This is a genomic window from Bartonella quintana, from assembly GCF_009936175.1.
GTDB classification, from domain to species: Bacteria; Pseudomonadota; Alphaproteobacteria; order Rhizobiales; family Rhizobiaceae; genus Bartonella; species Bartonella quintana.
Window position 1 is genome coordinate 117285 of record NZ_AP019773.1, and the last position, 26387, is coordinate 143671.

Genomic DNA, 26387 nt, shown 5'->3' on the forward strand with positions numbered 1-26387 from the left:
AAACAAGCGACCTAAGTTTAATTTATTGAATCATATTAATCTTGTTCTTGTTTTTTCAAAGCTGCACCGAGAATATCGCCAAGAGAAGCACCTGAGTCTGTAGAACCGTAATGTGCAACAGCTTCTTTTCCTTCAGCAATTTCTAAAGCTTTGATAGATACTGAAAGTTTACGTGTTTTTTTATCGAATGCAGTGATGTGGGCATCAACTCTCTGGCCAATCGAGAAACGTTCTGGGCGTTGCTCATCACGATCACGTGCCAAGTCAGCACGACGAATGGTTGTTTCAAGATTGTGGTTGGTCAATTTTACATCAATGCCGTTGTCATTGATGGCAGTCACTTCACATGTCACAACAGAACCTCTGCGAAGTTCGCCAGCAGCAGCAGCTTCTCCAACTTTATCGCTGGAAAGTTGCTTGATTCCAAGAGAAATACGCTCTTTTTCAATGTCAACGTCAAGTACGACAGCTTTAACAATATCACCTTTATTGTAAGTATCAATGACTTGTTCACCAGGACGGTTCCAATCAAGATCAGAGAGATGAACCATTCCGTCAACATCGCCTTCAAGACCAATAAAGAGGCCAAATTCGGTTTTGTTTTTAACTTCTCCTTCGATTTGCGAATTTACAGGAAATTTATTGGCAAAAGCAACCCATGGATTTTCAAATGTTTGCTTTAAGCCAAGAGAAATCCGCCGTTTAGAAGGATCGATTTCAAGAACAACCACTTCTACTTCTTGTGATGTGGATAGAATTTTTCCGGGGTGGATGTTTTTCTTTGTCCAACTCATTTCGGAAACATGGATCAGCCCTTCGATTCCTGGTTCGATTTCAACAAAACCACCGTAATCTGTAATGTTAGTAACGGCACCAGTAATTTTTTTACCAACCGGATATCGAGCGCTAATGCTTTCCCAAGGATCACTTTCAAGCTGTTTCATTCCAAGAGAGATACGGTGTGTGTCTTGATTGATGCGAATAATTTGAACTTTGATTGTTTGACCAATGTTAAGGATTTCAGATGGGTGGTTAACACGCCGCCAAGCCATATCTGTGACGTGTAGGAGCCCATCGATTCCACCAAGATCAACAAAGGCACCATAATCGGTAATATTTTTAACCACCCCTTCAACGATTTGATTTTCTTCAAGATTTTGTACGATTTCTGAACGCTGTTCAGCTCTGCTTTCTTCTAAGACGGTACGACGTGAGACAACAATATTGCCACGACGACGATCCATTTTCAAAATTTCAAAAGATTGTGAATTATGCATGAGCGGTGAAACATCGCGAATAGGGCGAATATCGACTTGGCTACGAGGCAAGAAAGCAACAGCACCATCGAGATCGACTGTAAAACCCCCTTTTACTTGGCTAAAGATAACGCCATCGACACGTGCACCAGCATTAAACTTTTCTTCCAAACGAATCCAGCTTTCTTCGCGCCGTGCTTTTTCACGCGAGAGAACAGCTTCACCCATTGCATTTTCAATACGTTCAATATAAACTTCGACTTCATCGCCAATTTGCAGGGAACCGTCTTTTCCTTTAGCTCCAAATTCTTTAAGGGGAATGCGTCCTTCGACTTTAAGTCCAGCATCAATAATGGCCATGTCTTTTTCGATTGCGATGATACGGCCCTTAACAACGGATCCTTCATTAAGATCATTGGTTTGGAAAGATTCCATTAAAAGGACTTCGAAATCCGCTGTTGTAGGATTGTATTGTGACATAAGAACTCCTGATACATACCTTAATTTAAAAAGGTATAAGCGCTAAGTTAGTGTGGATACGGAGTAACTTCCTGCCTTTTTCCTTAATACAGGAAGAAAAATTAGCGCTTGGCCGGAAATCACCTTGACGACTTCATTCAATTATATGCGCTTTTATGATCGGATCAATAAGAGCACATGCAATTTTAAACGTTGCTTCTATACCTAATTCTGACGTATCAAGCAAGTGGGCATTTTGCGCTGATTTTAGCGGGCTTTGTGTGCGGGTTATATCGCGACTGTCACGTTGTTCAAGATGAGCAAGAATCTCATGATAGTCTGCTTGGGCTCCTTTCTTTAAAATTTCTTGATAACGACGTTTTGCACGCGTTTGAATATTGGCTAGAAGATAAAACTTAATATCAGCATCCGGACAAACGACAGTACCAATATCTCGGCCATCCAACACGCTGCCAGGGAAAATTCTAGCAAAGTCGCGTTGTTTTGCAACAAGAATTTCACGTAAAGCTGGTATGAGTGCTATTTTTGAAGCAGCTTCGCCAAGTTCATAAGAAGAAAGAAGAGCTGGCTTTAAAGTGTTAAAATCAAGTTTTTTAGCATAAGCAAGTGCACTTTTTTCATCATTGAGAGCCAATTTTTGTTGTAAAAGCGCATGGGCAACACCGCGATAAGTGAGGCCAGTATCGAGATGGCGAAGACGATAATGAGTAGCAATTTTTCGTGCTAATGTTCCTTTTCCTGAGGCTGCTGGTCCATCAATTGCAATCACAAAAGGTTTCAAGAAATTTTCCCCCCAAGTTGTTGTATAAAAGGGATAAATTCTGGAAAGCTAGTGGCAATCATTCGTTTATCATCAATGGTAACAGGTTTTTCTGATACCAGTCCGAAGATAAGAAAGGACATTGCAATCCGATGGTCAAGATGTGTGGTGACGTGTCCACCACCCAATCCTTTTGCCGAGCTTTTTCCATGAACAATGAGAAAATCTTTACCTTCTTCACAGTCTACGTGATTGATTTTTAGTCCTTGAGCAAGTGCAGACAGTCGATCTGATTCTTTAACGCGCAACTCATCAATTCCTAGCATAACTGTTTTGCCTTCAGCAAAGGCTGCTGCTACCGCCAAAGCGGGGTACTCATCAATCATTGATGGAGCTCGTTCCTTGGGCACAGTTACGCCTTTTAGCATTGATGATTTTACTCGTAGATCGGCAACATTTTCTCCACCTGTTTTGTGTTGGTTCAAAAGTTCAATTTTAGCATCCATTTCCCACAATGTTTCGATAAGTCCCATTCGAGATTTATTGATAAGAACATTTTCAATGGTGATATCAGAGTTTTCTACAAGAAGTGCTGCGATAATTGGAAAAGCCGCAGAAGAGGGGTCGCCTGGAATATGAATCGTTTGTCCGGTAAGGTGTGGTTGACCATTGAGATGAATAAAACGCGTTCCTTCTGCATCAGTTTTTATCTCAAGTTCAGCACCAAACGCTTTTAACATTTTTTCTGTATGATCTCGTGTGAGAATCGGTTCAATAACAGTTGTGGTGCCAGCAGTGTTGAGTCCAGCAAGTAGGATTGCTGATTTAACTTGAGCAGAAGCTATTGGAATACGGTAGCGAATCGGGTTAGCCATTTTAGGGCCATAAAGCGTTAAAGGGAGACGGTCGCTATGTGTTGCTTCAATTTCAACACCCATTAATCGCAGTGGGTTCAGAATACGCCCCATTGGACGTTTGGAGAGAGAAGCGTCACCAATAAAAGTCGTTTTCATGTGATAAGGGCCAACCATTCCCATAACCAGGCGGGCACCTGTTCCAGCATTGCCGAAATTTAAAGGTTTTTCTGCAGCTAAGAGGCAGCCATTCCCTGTTCCCCGAATGATCCAGCGATCAGCTTTCTTAATAATACAGGCGCCCATAGCTTGCATAGCAGCAGCTGTGTTGAGAACGTCATCGCTTTCAAGCAGTCCGTGGATATGTGTTTCACCATTTGCTAACCCTCCTAATATAAGGGATCGATGGGAGATTGATTTATCGCCTGGTATTTTAATTTTTCCAGAAAGACAAGTAGATTTGTAGGCGGTTATGGGTGTTGTTTTTTGCATAGAAGTTCTATTTAATCTCATCTGCCTTTTATTAAATTAAGCACTCTTTAGCACATGCTTTGAAAGGCGTCATGAGGAAATCCATGTGGAACGATGTATTTATCTTTGACAAAGACATTATTTTTCGATTAAGCACCATGAAATTTATCTTTATAATGGAATTATAGTTAACTAAAGAGGCACGGTTCATGGCAAAACAAGAACTTGGAACTAAACGTGTTGATCCAGAAACAGGAAAGAAGTTTTATGATCTTAATCGCGACCCTATTGTGTCGCCTTATACAGGGATTTCTTATCCGCGTTCTTATTTTGAAGTTGCGGCAGCTGAAGCAAATAGTGAAGAGGAAATTGATACTGAAGAGCTTGATACAGCGCTTGAAAAATCTGCCTTTATGCTTCTTGAAGAGGATGGTGACGATCCCAAAGATGATGATATTCCTGATTTGGAAGATAGTGATGTGGATCTAGGCGATGATGATGATGCATTTTTGTCACACGATGACGATGACGATGACGATGACGTTACCGATATTCTTGGAGGTGGTGTTTCTAAGGATGGCGATTCTTAAGAGAAGTGAGAGGGCATTCTTTTCATGGAATGCAAATTCTTCTTGATCTTCGATTTTTCTCGTTCTAAAAATTCTTCTTAAGATTGTTTACTATCCAGGAAAAATCTGTCTTTATGTGGGGCTATAGCTCAGTTGGGAGAGCGCTTGCATGGCATGCAAGAGGTCAGCGGTTCGATCCCGCTTAGCTCCACCAAAAAGACCATATTTTCTCAAGAGAACATCAGTATTTGATTGTTATGAAAGAGAAAAAGCAGCTTGGTGCTGTTCTTGTGATGCGTACAAAAAGAAAAAAATAAGCTGTTTATAATTTGTGGCATAATGCATAGAAAAAGAAGCATCTGGATCAGAGAGATCTTATTAATAAAGGTCGTTTGCGTACGATAAAAAACTATTATTTCTATAATTTAAGTGAGCGCTTTTCTACACACTGTTGCTTAAATCTAAATGTTTTGCCCAGCTAAGAGGCAACTCTTAATCAGGTTTTATGAATGATCCAGTAATTATTTTTTAAAAAGGAATTTTATTAGCAGGCTTTATTAAATAATGATTGTTGAATGCAGCACATATCTTAAAATTTTGTGATTTAAATGCCTCAATAAAAGGTATTTTTTTCTTTCGAATACTAAATTTTTAGGGCTGGAGTGTAGCACAACAGAGAAAATAGAATTATTTGAGGGGAGAATAATGCCTTCTTACCGTTCAAGGATCTCGACTCATGGGCGCAATGTGGCAGGAGCATGCAGTTTTTGGCGCGCAACAGGAATGAAAGAGTCTGATTTTGGCAAACCCATTACTGCAATTGCGAACTCTTTTACATAATTTGTACCAGGGCATGTCCATTTAAAAGATCTTGGGCAACTGGTCGCACAGCAGATAGCGGATTCTGGCGGTGTTGCGAAGGAGTTTAACACGATTGCTGTAGATGATGGAATTGCTATAGGGCATGACGGAATACTTTATTCTTTGCCTTCACGTGAAATTATTGCTAATTCTTTTGAATATATGGTTAACGCCCGTTGTGCAGACGCGTTTGTTTGTATTTCTAATTATGACAAGATTACGCCTGGTATGTTAATGACTTCTTTACGGCTAAATATTCCAACAATCCTCACAGCTTCACCATCATAACCCGTAAGTTCGGCAAGTGCTTCAAAAACTGAATATGAGATCTCTTTCAGACAAGAATTGATCATGTTTATCGATGGATGTTATACTACTTTTCATGGATTGATTCATGGATGATACACCATTTGCCTGAAGTAAAAGTAAGTTTTTCATTCTTGAGTTCTGGCTTGTGAAATCAATAGAAACGTCTTCAACAAAATGAGAGATTTTCAGTCCTTATGCGCATCGGAGGAATTTTTTATCATAAACGAATGGTAAATCTTTTGCCAATTTTTGACTCTTTGATGGAATACTTCTTTTTGGTAATATAATACTCCTGTTCGTTACAAATGGAACACTGCTATGGCTTCATTTTGACTCTCACATCTTAACTTAAGGTACAGAACTTAAGAATAATTCAGAAAGAGCACTTTGTTTGATTAGCTATAAGGTTTATTTTTTTTCAAGTTGTTTTAGGCGATACAGTACTTCTAAAGCTTCTTTCGGAGAGAGCTCGTCAGGATAGATATTTTTTAAAGCCTCATGAAGCATGCAATGTTTGTTTGTTTCTTCATTTATGAGAGATGTTGTTTTAAGGGAAAAAAGCGGTAAATCATCGATTAATTTATTTCCTTTTCCAGCTGTTTCGCCTTGTTCTAATTGATGCAGGACATCTGTAGCACGTGTAATAACTGCTGTGGGAAGTCCAGCAAGCTTTGCAACCTGTACTCCGTAGGATCGGTCAGCAGCTCCTGGCATGACTTCATGAAGGAAAACCACATCGCCATCCCAATTTTTGACTTTCATTGTTACGTTATAAAGGCGGTCAAGTTTTTCAGTGAGTGCTGTCATTTCATGAAAATGCGTGGCGAGAATAGCACGACATTGGTTAACTTCATGAAGATATTCAACGGCTGCCCAGGCAATTGAAAGTCCATCAAAGGTTGATGTTCCGCGTCCTATTTCATCAAGAATAACAAGGGAATGGCTACTGGCATGATTAAGAATCGTTGCTGTTTCGACCATTTCCATCATAAAAGTTGAGCGTCCTCGCGCAAGATCATCAGAAGCACCAACACGACTAAATAAGCGATCAACAACGCCAATATGCGCTGAACTCGCTGGAACAAAAGAACCCATTTGTGCCATAATAGTAATGAGAGCATTTTGCCGCAAAAAAGTCGATTTTCCTCCCATATTGGGACCTGTCAAAAGCCAAATTGCTGCATATTGATGATTTTTTTGTACAGAGAGGTTGCAGTTATTGGCAACAAATGGTTCTGCTGCTTGCTTTCGGAGTGCTTGCTCTACAACAGGATGGCGCCCTGCGGTGATACGAAAGGTAAGTGACTGATCAATTTTAGGACGACAATATTCTTGTTCTTCAGCCAAACGTGCTAAAGCAACAGAAACATCCAAAATAGCAAGTGCTTCAGCAGCTTTACGAATGAAATCAACCTGTTCAGTAATTTCATGAACAAGAGTGTCAAAGATTTCCAATTCAAGCGTCATAGCATGGGTTGCTGCATGGGCAATACGGCCTTCAAGCTCAACAAGTTCTGTTGTGGTAAAGCGCATAACATTTGCCAGTGTTTGTCGATGAATAAAACGTGCTTTTGCTTGTGGGGTATTGGTGAGAGCAGTTGCTTGTAAGTTGGTTATTTCGATGAAGTAGCCTAGAATATTATTATGCTTAATTTTGAGTGTTTTAATATCTGTTTCTTTGGCATATTGTGCTTGAAGTTCAGCAATAATAAGGCGAGATTCATCACGCAGAGCACGCATTTCATCGAGCTCTTTATGATAATTAGGGCGAATAAAACCACCATCCCTTTTAAGGAGGGGAAGATCATCGGATAATGCTTGTTCTAAACGAAAATGCAAAGCAGTAGGTAAATGTGAGAAAACCTGTTGGACATCACTTATTTCTTGGGGAAGCAATTCATTGTTAAGAAGCTGATTCAATTCATGAATGATTTCAAAACCGCGCTGAATTGAAGCTATGTCACGTGGTCCTCCTCGGCCAAGAGCCAAACGTGAAACGGCACGTGGCATATCTGGTCCCCCTTTTAAGATGAGCTGTATGGCTTCTGCAAGAGATGTATTGCGCAGAAAAAAGGCAATCGAATCCAGACGTTTATCAATAGCTGAAGGTGTGGTGAGAGGTGCAATGAGGCGATCAAAGAGGAGGCGTGATCCCCCTCCTGTGACAGTGCGATCAATGGCTTTTAGTAAGCTTCCATCACGTTGTCCCGATGTGGTTCGAATAAGTTCAAGACTTAGTCTGGTTGCAGCATCAATGAAAAGGGTAGCGTTTTCATTTTGGCGCTCAGGGCGCATGAGAGGAGGCCGGTGAGTGATTTGTGTTTTTTCGATATAACGAATGGCAGCGGCAATTGCCGAAAGTTCGGAGCGTGAATAGTCGGCAACACCTTCAAGGGTTGAGAGTTTAAAATAACTGCAAATGTCGCGTTCAGCGGTGACTGCATCAAAGAGGCTAACGTGTTGAGGCGAAACAATACGATCAAGAACATTAAAAAGCGATTTGTGCGATTTATCATGGAAAAAGGAGTCAGCTACAATGATTTCTTGTGGATCCACGCGCATGATATCAGCCAAAAGTTTTTCAGGGTGGCTTTCTGTTACACGAAATATGCCTGTTGAAATATCAATCCAGGAAAGGGCAAATTCTTCTCCCTTGGTGGTTTTAATGCGGGCAAGTGTCATCAGATAATTTGCGCGGGTTGGATCAAGAAGCTTTTCTTCTGTTATAGTTCCAGGTGTAACAAGACGAACGACATCGCGCCGAACGATTGATTTTGATCCACGTTTTTTAGCTTCTGCTGGATCTTCTGTTTGTTCACAAACAGCAACGCGATAACCGCAGGAGATCAGTTTTTGCAAATAATCATCCGCAGCATGAACTGGAACACCACACATAGGAATATCTTTACCCAAATGTTTTCCACGGGTTGTGAGTGTGATTCCTAAAACCTGAGCAGCTTCAATTGCATCATTGAAAAATAATTCATAGAAATCACCCATACGGTAAAAGAGAAGAGAATCGCTATTAACTGCTTTGATTTCTATATATTGCTCCATCATAGGTGTGAGGCGTTCTTTATGTGGGGCAGATGAGGGAACGGGTTGTGAGTTTAAATCATTTTTATGGTCAGTCTTATTATCCATTTTTACCCGCTTGCTTCTTTTAATAGAGGCTTTGATACCCTTTTTTATTTATTTCAACGTTTATCTTCATTATCTGTGAATTGAAATGCATTATCAGGTTTATTAGAACAAGCATAGCGATTTCTGATATATGAATCAAATTGTAAAATCGGATAATTACACGCGTTATCGAACAGAATTTATACTGTTTTTGGGAAAGCTTAGGTGAGATGAAAAAAAGTGAGCAAGATCAGAAAATGCCTCAAATGGTTTATAATGTCAATGAGCGAGAAGCTCTTGATTTTCATAGTCGTGGCCGGCCTGGAAAGCTTGAAATTGTTGCAACAAAGTCTATGGCAACGCAGTATGATTTAGCACTTGCTTATTCACCAGGTGTTGCTGTTCCGGTTAAAGCGATTGCTCAAAATCCAGCATTGGCTTACGATTATACTGCAAAGGGCAATCTTGTCGCTGTTATATCAAATGGAACTGCTATCTTGGGTTTAGGCAATTTAGGTGCACTGGCCTCTAAGCCGGTGATGGAAGGTAAAGCAGTCCTTTTTAAGCGCTTTGCGGATATTGATTCCATTGATTTGGAAATTGATACGAACGATACGGAAAGTTTTATCAATCTGGTACGTCATTTGGAACCCTCTTTTGGCGGCATAAATCTTGAAGACATTAAAGCGCCTGAGTGTTTTATGATCGAAAGTCGTTTACGCGAGGTCATGAATATTCCTGTTTTTCACGACGATCAACATGGTACAGCAATCATTGTGGCTGCTGGCGTGCTCAATGCCTTGTATTTAACTGGACGCAATATGGAAAATACGCGGTTAGTTTGTAATGGTGCTGGTTCTGCGGGAATTGCTTGTATTGAACTGATTAAAGCGATGGGGTTTCGACCTGAAAACATCATATTGTGTGATACTAAGGGTGTTGTCTATGAAGGTCGTAAAGAGGGGATGAATCAGTGGAAGTCTGCTCATGCTGTTCCAACAGATAAACGCACTCTCGCTGAAGCGATGGAAGGTGCTGACATGTTTTTCGGGGTTTCTGCTAAAGGCGCAATTACCCCTGAAATGGTAAAGTCGATGGCACCTCAGCCGATCATTTTTGCCATGGCTAATCCTGATCCAGAAATTACACCGGAAGAGGTTATGCAAGTGCGTAATGATGCGATTGTAGCGACAGGTCGTTCCGATTATCCAAATCAGATTAATAATGTCCTTTGTTTTCCTTATATATTTCGTGGTGCGCTTGATGTACGTGCGACAGTTATTAATGAAGATATGAAGATTGCTGCCGCAAGGGCTCTTGCAAATTTAGCTCATGAGGAAGTGCCTGACAGCGTTGCAGAAGCTTATCGTGGAAAGCGGTTGAAATTTGGTCCGAATTATATCATTCCTGTTCCTTTTGATCCGCGTTTATTCACTGTTGTTTCAATTGCAGTGGCAAAAGCAGCAATGGAAAGCGGTGTTGCGCAAAAGCACATTGATGATTTAGAGGCTTATGAGCGCGATTTAAATGCGAGACGTGATCCCATTTCTTCCATGATGCGTGGTGTTTATAATCATGTTCGTCAGGCGCCAAAACAAATTGTCTTTGCAGAAGGTGAAGAAGAGCAGGTAATGCGGGCAGCTGTATCTTATGTTCATCAAAAATTGGGACAGGCGATTTTGGTTGGTCGTGAAGAGCAAGTTAAGGAAACGGCTGCTATTTCTGGAATTGATCTTGAGCGTGAAGGTATATCTATTATGAATGCCAAGCTCTCCTGTCGCCTAGATGCTTACGCTCATTATCTTTATAAAAAAATGCAGCGTCAAGGCTGGTTGTTGCGTGATTGTTATCGTCGCATCAACAATGATCGCAATTATTTTGCTGCTTGTATGGTAGCATTAGGGGATGCTGATGCAATGGTTACAGGGGTCACACGCAATTATGAAACAGCGTTGATCGATATTCGCCGGGTGATTGATGAAAAACCAAAAGAACGGTTAATTGGTATTTCAATGGCCATTTGTCGTGGACGAACTGTGTTTATTGCAGATACAGCTGTTTATGAGAATCCTAAAGCTGAGGAACTTGCTGATATAGCAGAACAGACAGCTTCTTTTGTTCGTAAGTTGGGATCTCAACCACGGGTAGCATTTGTGGCATTTTCTACTTTTGGCTATATGAAAGGACAGATTACACGGCATATTCAAGATGCTGTCAATATTTTGCATGAACGCAAGGTTGGTTTTGAATTTGATGGAGAAATAAGTGCTGATGTGGCGCTCAATGTAAAATTGATGCAGCAATATCCTTTTATGGGATTAACGGAACCTGCTAATATTTTGGTGATGCCTGGATATCATGCGTCTTCCATAGCGAGCAAAATGTTGCAAGAGCTTGGTGAAGCAACTATTATTGGTCCTATTTTGATTGGATTGGAAAAATCTGTTCAAATTGTACCATTTAGTGGAAGTGATACGGATGTTGTCAATATCGCAACCTTAGCTGCTTACCATGCAAAAAAGTTATAAAAAATAAAGGCCACTGATATTTCATGGCCTTTTTGATAAAAAAATAAATTTTTAAGATGGTTGTGTTTGGCTGTTTTTTTGTTCTTCAGCAACACGTTTTTGAAAGAGAGCTGCAAAATCAATCGGGTCAATCCATAAAGGTGGAAAACCACCATTTTGGGTGGCATCAGATATAATTTGCCGAGCAAAGGGAAACAAAAGACGTGGACATTCAATAAAAACAAGTGGCATAATATGTTCTTGTGGAATATCTTTGATATGAAAAACGCCACCGTAAATCAGTTCTACATGAAATAACGTTTCGTTATTATCATTAGCTTTAACTGAGAGGGACAAAGCGACATCATAATTGTCATCACCAATTGGGTTAGCATTGACATTAATGTTGATATCGATTTGTGGTGACTTTTCCCGTGGACGCAGTGAACGAGGGGCACTTGGGTTCTCAAATGAAAAATCTTTTAAATATTGCGTCAATACAGCAAAAACTGGTTCTCCACCATTGTTGTTAATTTCACTTTTGACCATACTAAGAACCTCTCATCATAATGTATATATTTCTATTTTAGACCTAAAGACAAGGCTGGTTATCACGCCTTGCGAAAGGTTGCAAGAAACACTCTGCTTGTCTTGATTATTTTTTTAGTCCATTACAAGTTTGGGGGCATTTCAATGGTTATCATCATTTTTACGCCATGGAGATTCTGTGATATTGTAGTGGTAATCTTCTGCTTTAAGATCAATTATTTTTTCAGACTCATTTTTGGCGTTGGTATTGTTTTTAGGGTGGGGATTCATTTTGTTTCTAAATGATGAAAACACATACCAGACAATAGTACGAACTGGTTTAATAAGGAGTAATACTCCCAAAATATCGCTTACAAAACCGGGAAGAATAAGCAAAATTGCACCAAGAATAATGAAGCCATCATTGATGAAATAATTCTCTAGTGTACGTCCTTGGATAAGTTCACGTTGTATATTTTTTAAAAGGCTAAACCCTTGAATTCTCAACAAAATGCTTCCAGCTATTGTTGTTATAATGACCAAACTCAAAGTTGCTAAAATTCCAATTTTTTTTCCGACAAAGATAAAACCGGCAATTTCAACTAAGAGAGTTCCGAGGGTGAGAATAATAAAAAAGCGAGGATTTATGGAATAAGATTTGATCACATGAAAATTCCCTTTTCAAGGTTTGGGATGGAAAATTATTTAAGAAAACTCCTTTTAAAACTTAAATTAGAGGCTATAGAAATACTTGAATGGTAGATTCCCTATTTTACATATTTATTGATAAATGATATTGACTGCAATGTTTATTGCAGATCATCTTAAGTTTGGAGATTAACAGTCCCCATGGAATTTAACATCGTACTTGTCTTAGCTCTTGTTATTATGGTTGTTGTTTTTGTACAACTGCGTAATGTATTAGGAAAACGGATTGGTTTTGAAAAGCCTCCCTTTGATCCTTATTCGGGTCGTTCTAAAAAACAGACTGAAACAGAAACGGCTGATAATATTGTTTCTTTTCCTCATCAAGGCAATTCGCAAAAGGACGATTTTAGCGAAATTGATGCAATTTCACCAACAGGAAGTGCACTGAATGAAGGTTTACGGGCACTTCGCCAGAGTGATCCTCATTTTTCTCCTCAATTTTTTATAAAGGGTGCTCAAGTTGCTTACGAAATGATTGTAACAGCTTTTGCCAAAGGGGATCGCGATCAACTTAAGAAATTGCTTTCTCAGAATGTTTTTGAGAGTTTTTGTGCGGCCATTGAACAACGCGAAAAAAATAATGAAAGAGTCCAGTTTACGTTTGTCGGAATTAATAAAATTGAGTTTGTTGCAGCAGCAATGCAAGACAATGAAGAGTTTTTAACTGTGCGTATTGTCAGTGAAATGATTTCTGCGACTTACAATGAACAGGAAGAACTTATAGATGGTGATCCTGATGCTATTGTAGAAATTAGGGATGTTTGGACTTTTGTTCACAATAGCCTATCATCGGATCCAAACTGGAAGCTTTTTGCAACAGAAGATGAAAATTAAAATATTTTTCGTCTTAAAATCTTATAAGTAAGATTCATAAAAGACTGAAGATTGAAATGTTCATGGATGAATGGAGAAAAAGAAGTGATCTATTGGCTTTGCAGGATCGCTTTCTTTGGGAAAGGGTGTGTCGTAACATACCGCTTCATAATAAGCTCCATTCTTCTTTTGCAAAAGATACCGCAAATATTACTAAGGATTTTGCAAATATCGACAATAAAAAAGCGCATAACACAAATCTTCCCATTGTCTTAGGGGAACAAACAGAGATCAGCAATGGTTAAAAGAGAAAAGAAGATAGTTGCTACAAGCACATAGAGTCCATTTCTTCGATCGTTTTGACCATCGTAAAATTGCCAAAGGTCATTATTCTATTGAGGATCGTCTTAATCTTCACGGTTGTATGCAGGAAGGAGCCTATTTTTTCTTGAAAAATTTTCTACAATACTCTCGTAGAATGGATTGCGTTATGTGCTAATAATCACAGGAAAAGACCGGTCACATGGGAGTAATGGCGTGTTGTATCAGTTTGTCTTTCACTGGTTGGTTGTTAACGCTTATGTTCATGCATTTGAACAAGTTGCTCACAACAAGTGCTGGTGCGCTTTATGTTCGGTTGCGCCTTATGTCCGGGAAGTAGGTATGATGTTGTTTAGGCTATTTTAGGTCCAATTTTTACGCATAGTCATTCTGTTTTGGTGGTTTCATAAGAGAATTGGATAACCGTTATCGTCAAAAAACATTTGTGAAATAAAAGAATATTCGAAATACTACAGGAACAGATTGGTGAATTTTGATTTTTCTCCAGCGGTTAAACCTCTATTTGCTGGCTTTATTTTTGATTATTTAGATTAGCAGAGTATTGTCCTAGCAACATATTGGGATTGATGAATGCTATCGATAGTTGTGCAAAATTACACAGTGTTTTGTTTTCGTTTTTTTATTTGGGGTATACGCTGTAATGAAGATTTTTCACGACTATTTTTATGTTTATGAAATACCAGATTGGTGTTATCATTCATTGTATTTTCATTCAGTATGCACCTATTCTTGCATTAAAATGGTTGGTTTGTAGAGCCGTATTTAATCTTATCTCATATGTTTTATCCACATGCTCACCTCTCTTGTAGCACGCACGTAAATGTTTTTTTGGTTCTTCAAAGAGAGAGGATTCGAATAAGAAAATTTGACTGTATTCAGGAATATAATTTAATATAAAGAAATTATTTATCTTTAAAATCAATATCTTGATATGGTTGTTAAAAGGACTTAAAGGAACTTGTTCGTGGTAAAAGATCAATTTCTTCTGGTATGCCAAAAACTAAAATAAAGATATTGTTAGAGAAGACAGAGCATATTTTTAAAAGTGGGCTTTTTTCATAAACAGCGTATGAAGTGTGTGTTGATTTGAACAGGCGTATGGTTGTCTAGGCAATGAAAGAGTGCTTAACTCTAAGAGAGCAGAGTACACAATATGTTATCAAGTTTGATACTAGCTGTTGCTAGACTTTTGAGGTGTAATTAAGGGGTTTAGCGGCAATCTGTATTTTCTTTTTTTTTGAGAAATATTGGTCATGTTTTATTTTCAAAAAATTCTTGCAGTTTAAAACGATAAGTTGTTGAGCAAAACTCACATGTTACTGAAATATATTTGTTTTTAACCATTTTTTTTCGTTCATTAGTGGGAAAGCCTTCCAGTATTTCTTTAATTTTTTCGCGCGAACAGGAGCATTGCTCTACAAGAGAAAGGGGATTAAAAACTTTGACCCCTTGTTCATGAAAAAGACGGAATAAAAGCCGCTTACTGCCGATTTGGGGATCTATCAGTTCTGAATTTTCAATGGTTGCCGTCAATGCTTTGGCCTCTTGCCATTGATTTTCAAGTTGGGAACGGGTTTTGGTTTCTTTGGGTTTTTTATTGGGTTCATATATTTGATGATGAGACGATGCTTGGGGCAAAAGTTGGGTCAAAATCCCCCCTGCTCGCCAGCTTTTCTGTGGTTTCCCTTGTTGGTCGCGGTTGGTCAATATAGCGACTGCCAAACGGATGTCGGTAGGAATTTGTTCTGATTGGTCAAAATAGGCATGGGAAGCTTCTTGTAAATTTGATCCATCTAATGCAACTATCCCCTGATAGTGTTGCGTGTGGGTGTCCTGGTGGATGGTGAAGGCTAAAGTGCCTTTTCCTAGAAGTGTTTCTGAAGATATTTGATCATTGGCCTTTGCTTGTTTTAGTTTTTCTTCATCAAAACGAGCGTATCCGCGTAAACTGGAAGGAGGAGAAAAGTCGCACACCAACATATTAACTGGTCCATTGGAATGGGTTTGTAAAATAAATTTTCCCTTAAGTTTCAGGGAGGTCCCAAGAAGAACGGTCAAAACTAGAGCCTCTGCTAGAAGGTAAGAAACCGGTTCAGGATATTGATGTCTTGTGAGAATAGAATTTAAAGTTTCTCCAAGCTGTACAGTACGCCCACGGATATCGAGTTCTTCGACTTGAAAGGCAATAACAGTATCATCTTCATTCAAATAGATATTGTTGAGAGAGGCTTCATCTGGGGTTTTTTCACTCATATCTTTGCCTTTTATATGATTTATTTGACAGGTTAATGTGGAGAGAAAAACGCATCTTGTAAACACTATGTAAGAATTTCTTTTTGGGTATGGAGACGATTTTCAGTCTCATCAAAACGACAGATTGCGGTCCATCTATCACAGTATCAACAGCTTCTTCATCATGATGAGCGGGAAGACAATACATGAGAAGAGCACAGAGTTTTGCTAATTTCATTAAAGCTTCATTGACTTGATAAGGTTGAAAAACAGGATGACTGCGGGCACGAAATTCTTGCCCCATGGAAACCCACGTGTTGGTCATAATACAGTCAGCATCTTTAGCAGATTTTTGGGGATCTGGGTCAGTGTAATATGAGCCCTTCGTTTATGTGCCCAGTGCAAAAATTTTTCTTGTGGTTTGCTGCCTTTTGGAGTGGCAATACGCAGATGAAAGTTAAAAAAAGCAGTTCCTTCAATCAAAGAATGAAGCGCATTATTTCTATCTCTCATCCACGCAAATATTTTACTTGCGATTGGTCTACGATATTCTTCATAGGTGAGCATATCCGCCAGAATTTGGCAAGAATGTAGGTCATCTGTAAGGGCATTAATGACAGAGATTGGTGCATATTGTGCTAATTCGAGCATCCGGTGATGTATCGTTGTTCGTAATGTAACGATATCCAAAAAACGCGATAAGACACGTGTTGTATCAGCTATGATTTCGCTATGATCAAGCTGAATCTCTGAACCTGTTAGCATGATCGTGTCTCTACCAAGTTGGCGCATGCTAATATCGAATGAAATACGGGTTCGTGTGGACGGTTTTTCAAAAATCATCAGCTAGTATCTTATAAACGAAAGGTTTTGAACTTTTTCCTGCTTTGAAGGATTTTTGCATAGTCGATAATAGCACGTGCTATTGGCGGGATCGAAACAGATAAATCGGTGAAGTGGCGAAGAGTATTTTTCATGTTTAGATACTTGCCTTTTGTTATTTTTTTGTTTGCGAAAGGTAAGCAATTGCTTTTTGAATACGATGCAAGCTTTCATCTACTTCTTCTTCTTTGATGATAAGAGGAGGCAAAAAGCGCACTACGTTGTTGTTTGCACCAACACTCAAAAGATATTCATTTTCCAAGGCACTAACGACAATATTTGAGGGAAGGACACATTGAATACCCAGCATAAGTCCTACACCTTGAATTGCGCAGATAATATCAGGGTATGCGCTTAAAATGCTTGAAAGTCCATTTTTTAACTTATTCCCCATGTGTTGAACATGATGGAGAAAGCCTGATTCTAATATGATATCAAGAACACTGTTGCTCACAGCCATCCCCAAAAGATTGCCTCCAAAGGTTGATCCGTGGGTTCCTGGTATCATACTTTTTGCAGCTTTCTCTGTTGCAAGACAAGCTCCCAACGGAAATCCGCTACCCAGTCCCTTTGCAAGGGTAAGAATATCAGGTGTGATAGCACTCCATTCATAAGCAAAAAGCTTTCCTGTTCGTCCAATGCCTGTTTGGACTTCATCCAAAATTAAGAGCAGATCATTATCATTGCATATTTTGCGTAAAAAACTTAAATATTCACGGGGAACTGTTCGTATTCCTCCTTCTCCTTGAATGGGTTCAATAAGGATAGCTGCAGTATTTTTATTGATAGCGTTACGCAAAGCGCTTTCATCACAAAAAGGAATTTGAATAAATCCATCAACTTTTGGTCCAAAACCTTCAAGATATTTTTCCTGTCCGGTAGCAGCGAGCGTTGCCAATGTGCGCCCATGAAATGCACCTTCAAAAGTAATAATTTCAATGCGTGTTGGATGGCCAGATGTATAATGATAGTGACGAGCAGTTTTGAATGCACATTCCAGTGCTTCAGCACCAGAATTGCAAAAAAAGACCTTATCAGCAAAGCTGTTTGCACAAAGTCGTGCGGCAAGAGCTTCTTGTTCAGGGGATTGAAAAAGATTGGAAACATGCCAAAGTTTTCCAGCTTGTATTTTGAGAGTATCAACCAATTTTGGATGTGCATATCCTAATGCATTGACAGAAATGCCAGAGGTGAAATCAAGATAACGCTCTCCTTTATCGGAAACAAGCCATACACCATTGCCTTGTTCGAAACGCAAATTGCGTCGAGCAAAGCATTCGTAAAGTGGCTGTAGAGTGGTAGCGTCCATCATGCTTTCCTTTATGTTTCGAATTCTGCAATACAATAAACAAAACAACGCTGCAAACAAAATACGTTGCATCTTTGGTATAGATAATCAGCGTTTCATTGCGGTCAATTACTACCCTTACAGGATAGATCATTACAACACCGATTGGCAAAAAGTTAAAGAAGGTTTTTAAAAGAAGCATTTATGGGAAAAAGTCTTAAGCAAAAACGAGAGTTTGATTTATGTTTGATTCGCAAGTTGGGGAAAACATTCTAAATGGGCTCTTCAAGAGGGAAAGGCTCTTGTCATAGAGTCAGTGCATATTGTAATTTAAATCAGCAGGCAAGATTATGTTTCGGTTTGTAAATTCCACAGGTTGAGGGAAGTTTTTTGTGCTCGGATAGAATATAAATTTTTTTCATTCGGCTCATTGAAAAGATGATTGAAACATTTGAAGGTGCAAAGGGGTGCAATCTCAATGAGGTGATCAGAATGGAGTGCGGTATGGGTTGGACATGTGAACGCGTTGAACTTCTTAAGAAGTTTTGGAGTGAGGGGTTAAGTGCAAGTCAGATTGCATCTCAGTTAGGTGGAGTTAGTAGGAATGCAGTGATTGGTAAAGTACACCGGTTAAAACTACCAGGACGTAGTAAGACAGCCCAAGGAATGTCGCGTGCACAAAAGACAGTTGTAGGTGTCAGTTCATCGGCTCCGCGGATGCGTCGCACACCATCGACGATATTACCAACGAATGCTGCTTCTTGCAGTATTGGGGCGACAGCTTTAAAGATGGATGTTGTAACGGAGGATGTGGCAGAAGTTGACATGTCCGCAAAATCAAATGTGGTTGTGCCTATTTCCCGCCAGCTTAATCTTTTGCAATTGAGTGAAAATACATGTAGATGGCCAGTTGGCGATCCTTTATCATCAGATTTTCATTTTTGTGGTGCCGATTCCGGTGAAAATAGTCCTTATTGTGCCTTTCATGCTAAGATAGCATTTCAGCCAATTTCTGAAAGACGGCGGATAAGAATATAATATTCGCAACGTAATTTCATATTGCATTGTATGCCCTTATTATTATTTCAGCTTAAATGTTTTAGATCATAAGACCATTAATTGGGGGGGCTATGGCTCACTAGAGAGCGTTCTTTTGAATAAAAAGAATATCATCAATATATAATTTGCTATGCAAAGAGAAAATTGTGAAGATAATACTTTAATGAATGAGAAATTCTGCCTTCAAGGGGGGCTATTCAAGTTTTATCTTTTCGTGTTTTTTTTATGATAACGCTTAGTTTTACCTTTTATGGTGGTTTTGATCTTATAATGACCGATAATATTCTGTTGCGTGCGGAATGATGCGCCGTAAAAGTGCAAATTATTGCTCATCTTCGTTGTCTCTTTTTAGGGTAACTTTACAGCTTTCAAAAGTATCTATAGCAATGTCTTTTAAATAATAGATTGTGCAGAATCTCACGTTTTTGTTCTTTAATGGGTTCTCTCCTCACAAAGACCAGTAGAGTATGCTATTTTGCTCTTACTGCATGCATTTGTTTAAAAGAGACATCTCTCCTTGCTTCCAATTCTCGTCCGTAAATGATATAAGACCCATAGGGCACCTCCATTTATACTTATGAAGGTGCAAGCCAGCATCGTCATTCTATTTACCAACTCCCAATCTTGCACCTGTTCTTGCATTAAGCAGGTTCATAAGTGAGATTTAAGTCTTTTCTCAAATATTTTTTATTTACACATCGCTTCTTTTTATGATGCGCGAGCAACATTTTTTTTATGATTCATCATAAGAGAAGGATGAAATGAGAAAAACTTCCTGTCTTTAGTGTTTTCTCATTCAATATAGGGAAAAAGATAAATTATCTTTATAAGTCAATATATTACCGTTTAATATTTCTTCTGTTGTGATAATCTTTTCGATTTTTGGCAGGATTTCTTTCTGATAGACTTGCCATGTTAAGGGACCAACATATTTGGCAATAATGATGTGTTCTTTATTCAAAAGAAAAGTTTCTGGTGGTCCATAGACCCCCCAGTTAATGGCCGTATGCCCTGAAACATCAAAGCCAATAAATTTAAAAGGATTACCAAAATTATTCAGAAAGCGTTGAGCATTCTCTTTGTTATCTTTATAATTAATGCCAATAAGATCAAAACGTTGATCTTGTGTAATCTTCATAAGAAGAGGATGTTCTTCACGACAAGGTAAGCACCAAGATCCCCAAAAATTGACCAATATTATGCGCCCTTTAAACTGTTCTAGATCCAAATGGTTTTCATTGTTAAGTAAGGGAAGATTGGTTTTTGGGGCGGGTTTTTCAGCTAATGCGTTTGGAAGAAGAAAAGTATCGTTAGGGTATTTGCTGTCCGTAAAGTTGAAGAAAAGCATAATAAGAAGAAGAAAAAGCACAAATGGTCCAAAAAGACCAAAAAGAACAGATAAGGATATGTTTTTTTTAGGTTTTTGAGGGGTAATTTTCATTATATTTTTCTTTCTGAAACAGTTCTTTTTCATTCAGCTGCTGTAGGATTTTTTTTTGGTGGATAGCTTTGCGAACAATGTGCCCAATAAGACCCAGAAGGGAAATTGCAGAAAGCATGTAACTCAAAACAACAATTTGCTCGTGGTGAAGGGTACCAAGGAAAAAATCAATTTTCTGAGACAGATTTCCTAAAAGTCCACTGTGGATGCTGTTTAACTCGGGCATGATGAAGAGTCTTGTTGTTGTGCACGACGGGCTTCTTGTATCTGAAGTATTTGAATATGACGACCATTGATTTCGTTTCGCATAGCCATCAAATAGAGCGAAATAAACAGAAAGGTGAAACAAACTATCATTGTTATGAGGGGCCATAACATAGCACGGTCGATTGTTGTGCCTCCTGAACGTAAAAGCGATGCTGATTGATGCAGTGTATTCCACCAATTAACGGAAAATTTGATAATGGGAATATTTACCAATCCAACCAGTGTGAGAATTGCTGTAGCGCGTGCAGCTTTTTCTTTGTTATCAAAAGCACGAGCAAGCATAACAATGGCAAGGTAGATAAAAAGCAAGATCAAGACCGATGTTAGTCGTGCATCCCATACCCACCATGTTCCCCATGTAGGGCGTCCCCAAAGCGCTCCTGTTACCAAAGCTAAGGCTGTAAAAATTGCTCCAATGGGTGCACCACATTTGAGTGCTACATCAGCAAGATGATACCTCCAAATCAGGCTTCCTAGTGCAGCGATACTCATTATGATATAACAGAACGTAGATAACCACGCGAATGGTACATGAATGTACATAATCTTGACAGCGATACCTTGTTGATAATCCTCAGGGGAATGTGTAATCAGAATAAGCCCTAAGATAAGAAAACACACTGTTATGTAAGTTAACCAGGGCAAAAGGGTACTGCTTATTTTCATGAAATGATTTAAACTTGCGGGGAGTGACCTCATTTTATATGTACGAGATGTTTTATTCATGAATTTATAATAGGCAGAATTTAGTTTTGCGGCAATCATCTTTTACTATTCTGATAAAAACTTGAGTGTTATAGCTGCAACAAAAGAGCTAAAAAGGCTCAAAAGAAGTGAAAAAGCAATAAGAAGAGTCAAGGAAGTAAGAAAAGAGACATTTGGATTTATTGGGGCTGTAGCAGCTGAAACGCCAAAAATCATGATTGGAATAATCCACGGTAAGATGATGATGAAAATGAGAAGAGTGCTGTGTAACAATGACGTTGCAAGGGCTGCTCCTATAGCGCCAATAAAAATAATGGCAGGTGTTCCGCATAAGAGAGTGAGTATTGTTGTAAAAGTTATTGTGGCATCTAAATGAAGCATGACTGCTAAAATAGGAGTAGAAAAAATAAGGGGAAGCATAGTTCCCACCCAATGGGCAAGACATTTGGTAAACACAATCAATGTAAAACTCTGTCTTTGTCCAGAAAGGATGAACTGGTCGAGGTTTCCATCATCACAATCGGTTTGGAAAAGTTTATTCAGATTAAGGAGTCCTGCGAGAAGGACTCCAAACCATAATATGCCTGGGCCGATTTGTGCAAGAATTTTTGGATCTGGTCCAACGGCAAAGGGGGTTATCACAATAACAGCGATGAAAAACAAAAGTCCTGTTAACGAGGAAGCTTGTGGCACTAAGATTAATTTAAGATCACGCCAGAACAGTGCTTTCATTCTCTTTTCTCTTGGGAAGGTACAAATTTTTCCAAAGCGATCTTATGGTTTTCTGGAATACCAAAAGGACTATGGGTTGCAGCGATAATCATACCGCCTTGGTTTAGATGACGCTGAAAAAGATTGGCAAGGAGAGTTTGAGCATGGCTATCAAGTCCTGATGTAGGTTCATCTAAAATCCAAATAGGTCGATAGGAGAGCAAAAGGCGGGCAATGGCTACACATCTTTTTTGCCCGGTTGACAAAACATTGAAAGGTAGGGGGGCAAGATCAGAAAGACCCATGTCGGCAAGAGCTTCGTGTGGAGAGCGTAGGTATTGTCCATAAAATGCTGACCAAAATTGCAGATTATCGATAACAGATAAGAAAGGTTTCATAGCATTTTGGGGGCCAAGATAATGACATGCAGTTGCTACAGGATATGTTTGTTCATGGTCTTTAAGACTTACATGACCTTCAGCAGCTTCAAAAAGACCAACAATGATTCGCAGTAAGGTAGATTTCCCGATTCCATTTGGACCTGTGATTGTCATAAGTTGGTGTGGGAATAAACAAAAAGAAAGACCTTGGAAAAGAATTTCTTCTTTTCTGTGAGCTGCCAAATCTTTGCCCGATAACACCATATGATTGCCTATTTTGCCTTTACTTCTATAATCTTTATTGCATTATAGGATAAAAAACACGTTATTTTGCGCAATTGTATCTAGAATAGTTCTAGAAATAGTTTTATAAGCAATGTGTTACATCAATATCTGGTGTAGAATGGTTTTTAGCGCTGATTTCCGAATTTGCTGATGGGAAGGTAGAGGGGGAAATGGATGGCGGAGGTGATTACGTCTGCGCTCAAGCTGCGACTTTGGTGCGTGGTTTGTGTTGTTCATTCCAGGAAATTGAGAGGTTTGTAGTATGAGGGTGGACAGTCATGACTCAAATTGATAGCTTTAATTGTCGCAGAACTTTAAATGTTGGTGGCAAGGGATATGCTTATTATAGCTTGATTGAAGCAGAGAAAAATGGACTTCAGGGTATTTCCCGTTTGCCGTTTTCGATGAAAGTGATTCTCGAGAATTTATTACGGTTTGAAGATGGGCGTACGATTAAGAAAGAAGATATTTTAAACGTTGCGAAATGGCTAAGCGACAAAGGAAGTGCTGGTGCAGAAATTGCCTACCGCCCTGCACGCGTCCTCATGCAAGATTTTACCGGTGTTCCTGCTGTTGTTGACCTTTCTGCGATGCGTGACGCGATGATTAAACTCGGAGGAAACGCTGAAAAAATCAACCCTCTCATCCCTGTTGACCTTATTATTGACCACTCAATTATCGTTGATGATTTTGGTAATCCTATGGCTTTTAAGGAAAATGTTGAGCGTGAATATGAACGGAATAGTGAACGCTATCGTTTCCTTAAATGGGGGCAGCAAGCTTTTCAAAATTTTCGCGTTGTTCCTCCAGGAACAGGAATTTGTCATCAGGTTAACCTAGAGTATTTGGCACAATGTGTGTGGATAAAAGATGAGGAGAAACATCAGACGATTTATCCTGATACCTGTGTAGGAACTGATTCGCATACGACTATGGTAAATGGTCTGGGTGTTTTGGGCTGGGGTGTTGGTGGTATTGAAGCAGAAGCGGCAATGTTAGGTCAGCCCATTTCTATGTTGTTACCTGAAGTGATTGGTTTCCGTTTAACAGGTAAACTTAAAGAAGGTGTGACAGCTACCGATTTAGTTTTAATGGTAACACAAATGTTACGCAAGAAGGGTGTTGTAGGGAAATTTGTTGAGTTTTTTGGTTCTGGCCTGGAGCACATGACGCTTGCTGATCGGGCGACAATTGCGAATATGGCACCTGAATATGGAGCAACGTGTGGTTTTTTTCCAATTGATAAGGAAACAGTGCGTTATCTCAACATGACAGGGCGCGATGAAAATCGGATCGCTTTAGTAGAAGCTTATTGCAAAGCACAAGGGATGTGGCATGATGAAATGGGAGCCGATCCCATTTTTAGTGATATAATTGAATTAGATATGGGAAGCGTTGTGCCTTCTATGGCTGGTCCTAAACGTCCTGAAGGACGTATTGCATTGGAAAGTGTTGGCCAGGGTTTTGAGAAGGCGTTGGTTGAGGATTATAAGAAGACTTTTGACCAAGATGGCCGTTATCATGTCGAAGGTGAGGAATACACGCTTGGGCACGGCGATGTGGTGATTGCTGCAATTACTTCCTGTACAAATACATCAAATCCAAGTGTTCTTATTGCAGCAGGTCTTTTGGCGCGTAATGCTGTGGCGAAAGGTCTGAAAAGCAAACCATGGGTTAAGACTTCTCTTGCGCCCGGTTCACAAGTTGTTGAAGCCTACCTTCACAATTCAGGTCTCCAAAAAGATTTGGATGCATTAGGGTTTAACTTAGTGGGGTTTGGGTGCACGACATGTATTGGGAATTCTGGTCCTTTGTACCCAGCTATTTCCAAAGCGATTAATGATAATGGTTTAATTGCAGCTGCGGTTCTTTCAGGAAATCGTAATTTTGAAGGGCGTGTATCACCTGATGTACAGGCGAATTATTTAGCTTCACCACCATTGGTTGTTGCGCATGCTCTAGCAGGAACAGTGCGTAAGGATTTAACCAAGGAACCTCTTGGCGAAGGTGCAGATGGTCAGCCAGTTTATTTGAGAGATATTTGGCCAACTTCTAAAGAAATACAGGAGTTTATCGAAAAAAATGTCACGCGTAAGATTTTTGCTGAAAAATATGCAGATGTCTTTGAGGGAGATGAAAATTGGCAAAAAGTTCAGGTTCCTACAGGTGCTACCTATTCCTGGGATAAGCAATCAACATATGTGCGTAATCCACCTTATTTCGGTGATATACGGAAGGTTCCTAATGCCTTGTCAGACATTAAAAACGCACGGATTTTAGGTTTGTTTGGTGATAAAATCACAACGGATCATATTTCTCCTGCTGGTTCCATTAAAGTTGATTCTCCTGCTGGAAAATATTTGGCTGATCATGGTGTTAAAGTGGCTGATTTTAACCAATATGGAACGCGTCGTGGAAATCATGAAGTTATGATGCGTGGGACTTTTGCCAATATCCGGATTCGTAACTTCATGCTAGGAGAAAATGGTCGTGAAGGAGGCTATACAGTTCATTATCCTTCAGCGACAGAACAAGCAATTTATGATGCAGCAATGGCATATAAACGGGAAGGTGTTCCGCTGGTTGTTTTTGCCGGTATTGAATATGGCAATGGGTCGTCTCGTGATTGGGCAGCTAAAGGCACCAATCTTCTTGGTGTAAAAGCGGTTATTGCTCAGTCTTTTGAGCGGATTCATCGTTCTAATCTTGTTGGTATGGGAATTGTTCCTTTTGTGTTTGAAGCGGGTGCAAGCTGGCAATCTTTTGGTTTAAAGGGAGATGAAGAGGTAACGATTGAAGAGATTCATAACTTAAAACCTCGTCAGAAGACTGTAGCTACGATTACTTTTTCTGATGGAACGGTAAAAACCATTCCATTATTATGTCGTGTCGATACTGAAGATGAGTTGGATTATCTGCATCACGGTGGCATTTTACCATATGTTTTACGTAATCTGGCGGTTTAATTGTATTTGGTTATTTAGGAGTGTCTTTAAACTATTAAGTTTGGTGTCAAGGAGTTGGTGTTTGTTTTTTATGCCCATATTTGAGAATTCGATTGACGTTGGCCTTAGGATTGCGCTATAAGATATGCAGTTATCAGCAAATTTATAATTTGGTTTAGATTCATTTATATCTGTAGGGGTATTACTTGTGCTATTCCTACTGGTGAGTTGAAAGAGAGATATATTTATGGCGAATACACCTTCGGCTCAAAAAGCGGTGCGCAAGGTTGCTGCCCGTACGCAGATTAATCGGGCTCGCCGTTCGCGCGTTCGTGCCTTCATGCGTAAGTTTTATGATGCTTTGGCTGGTGGTGATAAGGCATCGGCGGAAGTAGCATTTAAGAATTTTGAACCTGAGATTATGCGTGCGGTTTCCAAAGGGGTTTTTCATAAAAATACTGCAGCAAGAAAAGTATCACGTTTAGCAAAACGTTTGAAGGCCCTTAGCATTTAGGCTTTTTCCATTTTTTTAAAATTTAGGCCAGCACCTCTACAGGTGCTGGCTTTTTTGCTTTCTTTTTAAGGCAGAGAAATGCAATGATTCTTTCCCA

The 26387-nt window shown here is 39.4% G+C and carries 20 protein-coding genes, 1 tRNA gene and 3 pseudogenes; 9 read left to right on the plus strand and 15 right to left on the minus strand.

Annotated elements, in window-relative coordinates:
* Positions 1 to 35 precede the first annotated feature (35 nt).
* The 3 genes from rpsA to aroA all read right to left on the minus strand — a co-directional run bounded on the left by rpsA (position 36) and on the right by aroA (position 3842).
* Positions 36 to 1736: a 30S ribosomal protein S1 gene (gene rpsA, locus MF1_RS00420; protein ID WP_014923634.1), complete on the minus strand. Its 1701-nt coding sequence runs from the start codon at positions 1734 to 1736 to the stop codon at positions 36 to 38.
* Positions 1737 to 1869: 133 nt separating this feature from the next.
* Positions 1870 to 2517, minus strand: a complete 648-nt coding sequence (gene cmk, locus MF1_RS00425) for a (d)CMP kinase (RefSeq protein WP_161510219.1) — start codon at positions 2515 to 2517, stop codon at positions 1870 to 1872.
* The gene (gene aroA, locus MF1_RS00430; RefSeq protein ID WP_161510220.1) at positions 2514 to 3842 is read right to left on the minus strand and encodes a 3-phosphoshikimate 1-carboxyvinyltransferase; all 1329 of its coding nucleotides are present in this window, start codon (positions 3840 to 3842) and stop codon (positions 2514 to 2516) included. Before aroA ends, cmk begins: the two co-directional genes overlap by 4 nt.
* A gap of 188 nt (positions 3843 to 4030) precedes the next feature.
* Between aroA and MF1_RS00435 the strand changes: the two genes are divergently transcribed.
* The 3 genes and pseudogenes from MF1_RS00435 to MF1_RS00445 all read left to right on the plus strand — a co-directional run.
* Complete coding sequence (locus MF1_RS00435) at positions 4031 to 4411, plus strand: TIGR02300 family protein (protein ID WP_011178923.1); 381 nt, start codon at positions 4031 to 4033, stop codon at positions 4409 to 4411.
* A 117-nt stretch (positions 4412 to 4528) separates the two neighbouring features.
* Positions 4529 to 4604 (plus strand) — tRNA-Ala (locus tag MF1_RS00440).
* Between the two features lie 491 nt (positions 4605 to 5095).
* A pseudogene (locus MF1_RS00445) lies at positions 5096 to 5527 on the plus strand (dihydroxy-acid dehydratase domain-containing protein); the annotation flags it as partial.
* Positions 5528 to 5968: 441 nt separating this feature from the next.
* Here the strand turns inward: MF1_RS00445 and mutS are convergent.
* The gene (gene mutS, locus MF1_RS00450) at positions 5969 to 8704 is read right to left on the minus strand and encodes a DNA mismatch repair protein MutS (protein WP_161510221.1); all 2736 of its coding nucleotides are present in this window, start codon (positions 8702 to 8704) and stop codon (positions 5969 to 5971) included.
* A gap of 209 nt (positions 8705 to 8913) precedes the next feature.
* Between mutS and MF1_RS00455 the strand changes: the two genes are divergently transcribed.
* A complete protein-coding gene (locus MF1_RS00455; RefSeq protein WP_014923637.1) occupies positions 8914 to 11211 on the plus strand; it encodes an NADP-dependent malic enzyme in 2298 nt (765 codons plus the stop codon).
* A 51-nt stretch (positions 11212 to 11262) separates the two neighbouring features.
* On the opposite strand, the gene secB is transcribed toward MF1_RS00455, so the two are convergent.
* Entirely contained in the window at positions 11263 to 11739 is a 477-nt protein-coding gene (gene secB / locus MF1_RS00460) for a protein-export chaperone SecB (protein WP_014923638.1), read from the minus strand.
* Between the two features lie 141 nt (positions 11740 to 11880).
* Positions 11881 to 12384 (minus strand): FxsA family protein, encoded by a 504-nt coding sequence (locus tag MF1_RS00465; protein ID WP_014923639.1) that lies wholly within the window; start codon positions 12382 to 12384, stop codon positions 11881 to 11883.
* A 183-nt stretch (positions 12385 to 12567) separates the two neighbouring features.
* Between MF1_RS00465 and MF1_RS00470 the strand changes: the two genes are divergently transcribed.
* Together MF1_RS00470 and MF1_RS00475 are read left to right on the plus strand one after the other, a co-directional pair.
* Complete coding sequence (locus MF1_RS00470) at positions 12568 to 13260, plus strand: Tim44/TimA family putative adaptor protein (RefSeq protein ID WP_014923640.1); 693 nt, start codon at positions 12568 to 12570, stop codon at positions 13258 to 13260.
* Positions 13261 to 13316: 56 nt separating this feature from the next.
* Positions 13317 to 13900, plus strand: a pseudogene (locus tag MF1_RS00475) (Smr/MutS family protein).
* 932 nt (positions 13901 to 14832) lie between these two features.
* Here the strand turns inward: MF1_RS00475 and MF1_RS00480 are convergent.
* The 4 genes and pseudogenes from MF1_RS00480 to MF1_RS00490 form a co-directional block, all read right to left on the minus strand.
* Positions 14833 to 15834 (minus strand): Hsp33 family molecular chaperone, encoded by a 1002-nt coding sequence (locus MF1_RS00480; protein WP_161510222.1) that lies wholly within the window; start codon positions 15832 to 15834, stop codon positions 14833 to 14835.
* A pseudogene (locus MF1_RS00485) lies at positions 15827 to 16656 on the minus strand (Rossmann-fold NAD(P)-binding domain-containing protein). Before MF1_RS00485 ends, MF1_RS00480 begins: the two are co-directional and overlap by 8 nt.
* A gap of 11 nt (positions 16657 to 16667) precedes the next feature.
* Positions 16668 to 16790, minus strand: a complete 123-nt coding sequence (locus MF1_RS07185; RefSeq protein ID WP_350339263.1) for a hypothetical protein — start codon at positions 16788 to 16790, stop codon at positions 16668 to 16670.
* A gap of 20 nt (positions 16791 to 16810) precedes the next feature.
* Positions 16811 to 18004, minus strand: a complete 1194-nt coding sequence (locus MF1_RS00490; RefSeq protein ID WP_161510745.1) for an aspartate aminotransferase family protein — start codon at positions 18002 to 18004, stop codon at positions 16811 to 16813.
* Between the two features lie 483 nt (positions 18005 to 18487).
* Here MF1_RS00490 and MF1_RS00495 point away from each other — a divergent pair, with 483 nt between their 5' ends.
* A complete protein-coding gene (locus MF1_RS00495; RefSeq protein WP_161510746.1) occupies positions 18488 to 19021 on the plus strand; it encodes a GcrA family cell cycle regulator in 534 nt (177 codons plus the stop codon).
* Between the two features lie 817 nt (positions 19022 to 19838).
* Here MF1_RS00495 and MF1_RS00500 read toward each other — a convergent pair.
* The 5 genes from MF1_RS00500 to ccmA are packed head-to-tail and all read right to left on the minus strand — an operon-like array spanning position 19839 to position 22810.
* A complete protein-coding gene (locus MF1_RS00500; RefSeq protein ID WP_161510223.1) occupies positions 19839 to 20483 on the minus strand; it encodes a DsbE family thiol:disulfide interchange protein in 645 nt (214 codons plus the stop codon).
* Entirely contained in the window at positions 20458 to 20709 is a 252-nt protein-coding gene (locus MF1_RS06700; RefSeq protein ID WP_042995268.1) for a heme exporter protein CcmD, read from the minus strand. The genes MF1_RS00500 and MF1_RS06700 overlap by 26 nt, the downstream gene beginning before the upstream one ends.
* A complete protein-coding gene (locus MF1_RS00510) occupies positions 20697 to 21476 on the minus strand; it encodes a heme ABC transporter permease (protein ID WP_042995537.1) in 780 nt (259 codons plus the stop codon). Before MF1_RS00510 ends, MF1_RS06700 begins: the two co-directional genes overlap by 13 nt.
* Before the next feature lie 45 nt (positions 21477 to 21521).
* Positions 21522 to 22187, minus strand: a complete 666-nt coding sequence (gene ccmB, locus MF1_RS00515; RefSeq protein WP_014923648.1) for a heme exporter protein CcmB — start codon at positions 22185 to 22187, stop codon at positions 21522 to 21524.
* Entirely contained in the window at positions 22184 to 22810 is a 627-nt protein-coding gene (gene ccmA / locus MF1_RS00520) for a heme ABC exporter ATP-binding protein CcmA (RefSeq protein WP_161510224.1), read from the minus strand. The genes ccmB and ccmA overlap by 4 nt, the downstream gene beginning before the upstream one ends.
* Positions 22811 to 23109: 299 nt before the next feature.
* Between ccmA and acnA the strand changes: the two genes are divergently transcribed.
* Complete coding sequence (gene acnA / locus MF1_RS00525; RefSeq protein ID WP_161510225.1) at positions 23110 to 25797, plus strand: aconitate hydratase AcnA; 2688 nt, start codon at positions 23110 to 23112, stop codon at positions 25795 to 25797.
* A gap of 226 nt (positions 25798 to 26023) precedes the next feature.
* A complete protein-coding gene (gene rpsT, locus MF1_RS00530) occupies positions 26024 to 26290 on the plus strand; it encodes a 30S ribosomal protein S20 (RefSeq protein WP_161510226.1) in 267 nt (88 codons plus the stop codon).
* The last annotated feature ends 97 nt before the right edge of the window (positions 26291 to 26387 follow it).

Excerpts from the sequence above, each read along its gene's own strand:
- MF1_RS00480 (WP_161510222.1), bottom strand. The coding sequence starts at position 15,834 with ATGAGTGAAAAAACCCCAGATGAAGCCTCTCTCAACAATATCTATTTG.
- MF1_RS07185 (WP_350339263.1), bottom strand. The coding sequence starts at position 16,790 with ATGAAAAATACTCTTCGCCACTTCACCGATTTATCTGTTTCGATCCCG.
- aroA (WP_161510220.1), bottom strand. The coding sequence starts at position 3,842 with ATGCAAAAAACAACACCCATAACCGCCTACAAATCTACTTGTCTTTCT.
- MF1_RS00435 (WP_011178923.1), top strand. The coding sequence starts at position 4,031 with ATGGCAAAACAAGAACTTGGAACTAAACGTGTTGATCCAGAAACAGGA.
- acnA (WP_161510225.1), top strand. The coding sequence starts at position 23,110 with ATGACTCAAATTGATAGCTTTAATTGTCGCAGAACTTTAAATGTTGGT.
- mutS (WP_161510221.1), bottom strand. The coding sequence starts at position 8,704 with ATGGATAATAAGACTGACCATAAAAATGATTTAAACTCACAACCCGTT.
- ccmB (WP_014923648.1), bottom strand. The coding sequence starts at position 22,187 with ATGAAAGCACTGTTCTGGCGTGATCTTAAATTAATCTTAGTGCCACAA.
- MF1_RS00510 (WP_042995537.1), bottom strand. The coding sequence starts at position 21,476 with ATGAATAAAACATCTCGTACATATAAAATGAGGTCACTCCCCGCAAGT.
- MF1_RS00470 (WP_014923640.1), top strand. The coding sequence starts at position 12,568 with ATGGAATTTAACATCGTACTTGTCTTAGCTCTTGTTATTATGGTTGTT.
- MF1_RS00495 (WP_161510746.1), top strand. The coding sequence starts at position 18,488 with ATGGGTTGGACATGTGAACGCGTTGAACTTCTTAAGAAGTTTTGGAGT.
- ccmA (WP_161510224.1), bottom strand. The coding sequence starts at position 22,810 with ATGGTGTTATCGGGCAAAGATTTGGCAGCTCACAGAAAAGAAGAAATT.
- secB (WP_014923638.1), bottom strand. The coding sequence starts at position 11,739 with ATGGTCAAAAGTGAAATTAACAACAATGGTGGAGAACCAGTTTTTGCT.
- MF1_RS06700 (WP_042995268.1), bottom strand. The coding sequence starts at position 20,709 with ATGCCCGAGTTAAACAGCATCCACAGTGGACTTTTAGGAAATCTGTCT.
- MF1_RS00455 (WP_014923637.1), top strand. The coding sequence starts at position 8,914 with ATGAAAAAAAGTGAGCAAGATCAGAAAATGCCTCAAATGGTTTATAAT.
- rpsA (WP_014923634.1), bottom strand. The coding sequence starts at position 1,736 with ATGTCACAATACAATCCTACAACAGCGGATTTCGAAGTCCTTTTAATG.
- rpsT (WP_161510226.1), top strand. The coding sequence starts at position 26,024 with ATGGCGAATACACCTTCGGCTCAAAAAGCGGTGCGCAAGGTTGCTGCC.
- MF1_RS00500 (WP_161510223.1), bottom strand. The coding sequence starts at position 20,483 with ATGAAAATTACCCCTCAAAAACCTAAAAAAAACATATCCTTATCTGTT.
- MF1_RS00490 (WP_161510745.1), bottom strand. The coding sequence starts at position 18,004 with ATGGACGCTACCACTCTACAGCCACTTTACGAATGCTTTGCTCGACGC.